Raw genomic sequence first — 5,735 nt, forward strand, 5'->3', positions numbered from 1 at the left:
AAACTATAGTCGGCAGAGACAGATGTGTATAAGAGACAGCCGACATCCTGCTGATCTGCCCGTCCGGCGAGGACGCTTTTAATCTTTTCCCCCACCCCGACCCCCACCCCGCCGGAACCCCACCCCCGCCGCGACCCCCCACCCCAACCCCACTCGAACCGACCCTCCACCCCGCCCCACCCCCAGACCGCACTATTGCGGTTACGCCGAATGCGTGGACACCACGCGTTCGGCCCTTCACGTCCACCAACAGAGCCCTCCCTGCGGGTAGCGTGCCGGCCGTGACCACTCCGGAGCCGCCACCGTCGCACGTGCGTGCCGCCTTCGGCGCGCGCGACGCCGAGCCGGAGCTGATCGACGGCGGCCCGGTGTGGCGGTGCGGCGACGTCGCCATCCGACCGGCCGGCAACCCGGCCGAAGCCACCTGGGTGGCCAAGACCCTGGACGCCCTGGACGTCGACAACCTGCGCGTCGCCCGCCCCCTGCGCTCCACCGACGGCCGGTACGTCGTCGGCGGCTGGGCGGCGACCAAGTACCTGTCCGGCCGGGCCGAGCCGCGTCACGACGAGGTGGTCGACGTGGCCGTCAAGCTGCACCGCGCGACCGCCGACCTGCCCAAGCCCCGCTTCCTGGACTCCCGCGCGGACCTGTTCGCCACCGCCGACCGCTGCGCCTGGGACGAGGAGGAGGCCGACCTGGACCCGGACCTGGGCGGCCGGCTGTTCGACCGGTGCGCGGCCTACCGCAAGCCGGTCGCGCTCAAGCCCCAGGTCGTGCACGGCGACCTGTTCGGCACCGTCCTGTTCGCCGGCGACGCCGCCCCGGCGGTCATCGACTTCGTCGCCTACTGGCGGCCCGCGCCCTACGGCGCGGCGATCGTCGTGGTGGACGCGCTGTCGTGGGGTGGCGCGGATCACGGCCTGGCGCGGCGGTGGGCTCACCTGGACGAGTGGCCGCAAATCCTCCTGCGCGCGACCCTGTTCCGGCTCGCCGTCCACGCGCTGCACCCGCGTTCGAGCGCACGATCTCTGGCGGGCCTGGAGCGAACGGCCGAGCTGGTCCTCGAACTGCTGTGACCTCACCCGTCACGCGCCGTGGCTGAGCAGGCAAGTTCGCGCGGATGAAACAATCCACGATCTGCCGTTAACAGCCGCTTCCTACCGTCGGCCAGGTGACCGCCTCCGGCAGCCTCGACACCTCCAGCACCTCCCGCGCGAACACGACCGCAACCGGCAAGACCGGCGCCGTCGACACGCACTGCCCCTACTGCGCCCTGCAGTGCGCGATGTCGATCACCGACGGCAGGGTGTCACCGCGGGAGTTCCCGACCAACCGGGGCGGCCTGTGCCAGAAGGGCTGGACCTCCGCCGAGCTGCTGACCTCGCCCGCCCGCCTGACCACCCCGCTGGTCCGCCGCGACGGCGAACTCGTCGAAGCCACCTGGGACGAGGCGCTCGACCTGGTCGCCGCCAGGCTGCGCGCACTGCGCGAGGCCCACGGTCCCGACTCGGTCGCCGTGTTCGGCGGCGGCGGGCTGACCAACGAGAAGTCGTACCTGCTGGGCAAGTTCGCCCGCGTCGCGCTGGGCACGTCGCAGATCGACTACAACGGCCGGTTCTGCATGTCGAGCGCCGCCGCGGCCTGCACGAAGGCGTTCGGCCTGGACCGCGGCCTGCCGTTCCCGGTCACCGACCTCGACCACGCGGACGCGATCCTGCTCGTCGGCGGCAACCCGGCGGAGACCATGCCGCCGTTCCTGCAGCACCTGCGCGACGCCGAGCTGATCGTCGTGGACCCCCGCCGCACGCCCACCGCCGAGCTGGCCACGCTGCACCTGCGCCCGGCCCCCGGCACGGACCTCGCGCTGGCGCTGGGCCTGCTGCACACCGCCGTCGCCGACGGCCACCTCGACCAGGCGTACCTGGACGACCGCACCACCGGCTTCGCCGACGCGTGGCGCATCGCCGCGACGTGGTGGCCGGAACGGGTGGAGCGCGTCACCGGCGTGCCCGTCGCCGACCAGCGCGCCGCGGTGCGGATCCTCGCCGAGGCCGCCAACGCCTACGTCCTCACCGGCCGCGGCACCGAGCAGCACGCCAGCGGCGCGGACACGGTGTCGGCGTGGATCAACCTGGCCCTGGCCCTCGGCCTGCCCGGCCGGCGCGGCTCCGGCTACGGCTGCCTCACCGGCCAGGGCAACGGCCAGGGCGGCCGGGAGCACGGCCAGAAGGCCGACCAGCTCCCCGGCTACCGCAAGATCGACGACCCGGCGGCCCGCGCGCACGTGATGGACGTCTGGGGCGTGGACGACCTGCCCGGTCCGGGCCGGTCCGCCTACGAACTCCTCGACGCCCTCGGCCAACCGGGCGGCCCGAAGGCGCTGCTGGTGTTCGGCAGCAACGTGATCGTCTCCGCGCCGCGCTCGCAGCACGTCGCCGACCGGCTCGCCGCCCTGGACCTGCTGGTCGTGGCGGACCTGGTGCTGTCCGAGACCGCCGCCGTCGCGGACGTCGTGCTGCCGATCACCCAGTGGGCCGAGGAGAGCGGCACGATGACCAACCTGGAGGGCCGGGTCCTGCTGCGGCAGGTGGCCGTCGCCCCGCCCGAGGGGGTGCGCAGCGACCTGGACGTGCTGCGCGGCCTGGCGACCCGCCTCGGCCAGCCGGCCGAGCGGTTCCCGACCGACCCGGAAACGGTGTTCGAGGAACTGCGGCGGGCCTCCGCGGGCGGCACGGCCGACTACTCGGGCGTGACCTACGAGCGGCTGCGCGCCGGCGAGGCGCTGCACTGGCCGGTCGTGCGGGAGAGCACCCCGCGCCCGTTCCTCGACCGCTTCGCCCACCCCGACGGCCGGGCCAGGTTCGTGCCGGTCGAGCACCGCGGGCCCGTCGAGCGGCCGGACGCCGACTACCCGCTCCAGGCCACCACCGGCCGGGTGCTCCAGCACTACCAGTCCGGGGCGCAGACCCGGTTGGTGGGCGAGCTGAACCGGGCCGAGCCGGAGGCGTACGTGGAGGTCCACCCGGACACCGCGACGCGCGCCGGCCTGCGCCACGGCGACCTGGCGGCCGTGGTCTCGCGGCGCGGCCGGACCGTGGCGCGGGTGCGCTGCGTGCCGTCCCTGCGGATCGACGTGGTGTTCCTGCCCTTCCATTACGCGGGGGAGGGCCGGGCGAACCTGCTGACCAACCCGGCGCTCGACCCGACCAGCCGGATGCCCGAGTTCAAGGTGTGCGCGGTCCGATTGGAGTCGGTATGAGGAACGTTGTCGTCGTGGGCTACGGCATGGCCGGCGCCCGGCTGGCCGACGAGCTGCGCCGCCGCGACCCGAAGGCGGAACGCGTCTCGGTGACGGTGCTGGGCGACGAGGCGCACCCGGCGTACAACCGGGTGCTGCTGTCCAGCGTGGTGGCGGGGTCGCTCACGCCCGAGGCCGTGCGGCTGCACGACCCCGACTGGGCCGCCGAGCACCACGTGGACCTGCGGCTCGGCGGCGCCGTCACCAAGGTCGACCGGACCCGCCGGGTCGTGCACGTGGACGACACCGAGGTGCCCTACGACGCGCTCGTGCTGGCCACGGGCGCGCGGTCGTGGGTGCCGCCGACACCGGGCCTGGTGGACGGCAACGGCACCCTCGCGCCCGGCGCGGTGGCGTTCCGCTCGCTGGACGACTGCGCCCGGATCGTGGCGCGGGCCACCCCCGGCACGCCGGTCGCCGTGCTCGGCGGGGGACTGCTCGGCCTGGAGGCCGCCCGGGGCCTGGCCGGCCGGGGCTGCCTGGTCACCGTGGTGCACCCGGTCGGGCACCTGATGGAGCGCCAGCTCGACCCCGGCGCGGGCCGCGTGCTGGCCACCACGCTGCGGGGCCTGGGCATCGAGTTCCGGCTCGGCGTGCTCGCCACGCGGTACGTGCCCGGCGAGGGGCTGGAGCTGGACGACGGCACGCACGTGCCCGCGGACCTGGTCGTCGTCTCGGCGGGCGTGCGCCCGGAGATCGGGCTGGCCGAGCAGGCGGGCATCGAGGTCGACCGCGGCATCCTGGTGGACGACGCGCTGCGCACCAGCGACCCGAGGGTGCACGCCATCGGCGACTGCGCCCAGCACGTCGGCACGGTGTCCGGCCTGGTGCAGCCCGCGTGGGAGCAGGCCGCGGTGCTCGCCGACCGGCTCACCGGCGTCGCCCCGGCCGCGCGGTACACCGGCACCACGGTCGTGACCAGGCTCAAGGCCCGGGACGTCGACCTGGCCGCGCTGGGCGACGTGCACGTCGACGTCGACTCGCCCGACGACGAGGTGCTGTGCTTCCAGGACCCGGCCCGCGGCCGGTACGCGAAGCTCGTGCTGCGCGACGACCGGGTGACCGGCGCGATCGTGCTCGGCGCGCCCGACGCGGCCGCCGCCATCACCCAGCTGTTCGACCGCGGCCTGCCCGCGCCGACCGACCGGCTCGCGCTGCTGCTCGGCCGCGCGCTGCCCGCCGAGAACGAGGCCAGCCCGGCCGACCTGCCCGCGTCCGCGGTGGTGTGCCGGTGCAACACGGTCAGCAAGGGCCAGCTGGTCAGCGCCTGGCGCGCGGGCGCGACCACCGTCTCCGCGATCGCGGAGGTCACGCGTGCGAGCACGGGCTGCGGCGGCTGCAAGGACGCCGTGTGCGGCATCGTCGACTGGCTCGCCGCCTCACAGCCCCAGTCCGCTTGATGTGCGCGGGAGTTGCCGCCGACGACACCTGTCCGAACGTCGGGGTAACGGGCCGTTCCTACGGTTCGCGCAACGGGAAAACGGTGACCGGGAGGGTCCGATGAGCACGGTGGTGGAGACCCAGGGCGTTGCGCCGCAGGCGAAGCGCGGAGGTCGGTGGATCGAGCACTGGGAGCCCGAGGACCCGTCGTTCTGGGAGACGACCGGCCGGCGGGTCGCCCGCAAGAACCTGATCTTCTCGATCCTCGCGGAGAACCTCGGCTTCACGGTGTGGAGCCTGATGAGCATCGTGGTCGTCAGCCTCGGCCAGGTGGGCTTCAGCTTCAGCGTCGGCCAGACGTTCTGGCTGCTGATCGTGCCGAACCTGGTCGGCTCGGTGCTGCGCATCCCCTACACGTTCGCGGTGCCGCGGTTCGGCGGCCGGGCGTGGACCACGATCAGCGCGGCCCTGCTGCTGATCCCGTGCACGATGCTGGTCGTCGCCGTCACCAACCCCGGCACGCCGTACTGGTTCTTCCTCCTCACGTCGGCCGCGATGGGCTTCGGCGGCGGCAACTTCTCGTCCTCCATGGCCAACATCTCGTTCTTCTACCCGGAGGGCAAGAAGGGCCTGGCGCTCGGCCTGAACGCGGCGGGCGGCAACCTCGGCGTGGCCATGGTGCAGCTCGTCGTGCCGATCATCATCTCCCTCGGCACGGGGATCAACCTGGCCTACGCGGCGCTGTTCTGGATGCCGTTCATCGTGGTCGCCGCGGCCTGCGCCTGGTTCCTGATGGACAGCCTCGCCCAGGCCAAGCCCGACGGCACGTCCTACCGCAAGGCGATGTCGAACAAGCACACGTGGGTGATGTCGTTCCTGTACATCGGCACGTTCGGCTCGTTCATCGGGTTCTCGTTCGCGTTCCCGTCGCTGATCAAGCTCAGCTTCGTGGAGTACAAGAGCTTCGTCGGCCTGGCGTTCATCGGCGCGCTCATCGGCTCGGTGAGCAGGCCGTTCGGCGGGTGGCTCTCGGACCGGTTCGGCGGCGCGCGGATCA

Annotated in this window: 4 protein-coding genes; all 4 read left to right on the forward strand. The window is 73.4% G+C overall.

All coding sequences use genetic code 11. The annotated features are described in order from the left end of the window. The first annotated feature begins 281 nt into the window (after positions 1 to 281). The gene (locus ACFXGA_RS04930) at positions 282 to 1,076 is read left to right on the forward strand and encodes a TIGR02569 family protein (protein ID WP_378084470.1); all 795 of its coding nucleotides are present in this window, start codon (positions 282 to 284) and stop codon (positions 1,074 to 1,076) included. A 209-nt stretch (positions 1,077 to 1,285) separates the two neighbouring features. Next, on the forward strand, positions 1,286 to 3,259 hold the full coding sequence (locus tag ACFXGA_RS04935; protein WP_378084583.1) for a molybdopterin oxidoreductase family protein: 1,974 nt from the start codon (positions 1,286 to 1,288) through the stop codon (positions 3,257 to 3,259). Beyond that, positions 3,256 to 4,698 (forward strand): FAD-dependent oxidoreductase, encoded by a 1,443-nt coding sequence (locus ACFXGA_RS04940; RefSeq protein ID WP_378084471.1) that lies wholly within the window; start codon positions 3,256 to 3,258, stop codon positions 4,696 to 4,698. The genes ACFXGA_RS04935 and ACFXGA_RS04940 overlap by 4 nt, the downstream gene beginning before the upstream one ends. 100 nt (positions 4,699 to 4,798) lie before the next feature. Beyond that, positions 4,799 to 5,735: MFS transporter (locus tag ACFXGA_RS04945; protein WP_378084472.1), on the forward strand; the 937-nt coding region annotated here is incomplete at its 3' end.

This window comes from Actinosynnema sp. NPDC059335 (genome assembly GCF_042752395.1).
GTDB lineage: Bacteria > Actinomycetota > Actinomycetes > Mycobacteriales > Pseudonocardiaceae > Actinosynnema.

Excerpts from the sequence above, each read along its gene's own strand:
- ACFXGA_RS04935 (WP_378084583.1), top strand. The coding sequence starts at position 1,286 with ATGTCGATCACCGACGGCAGGGTGTCACCGCGGGAGTTCCCGACCAAC.
- ACFXGA_RS04940 (WP_378084471.1), top strand. The coding sequence starts at position 3,256 with ATGAGGAACGTTGTCGTCGTGGGCTACGGCATGGCCGGCGCCCGGCTG.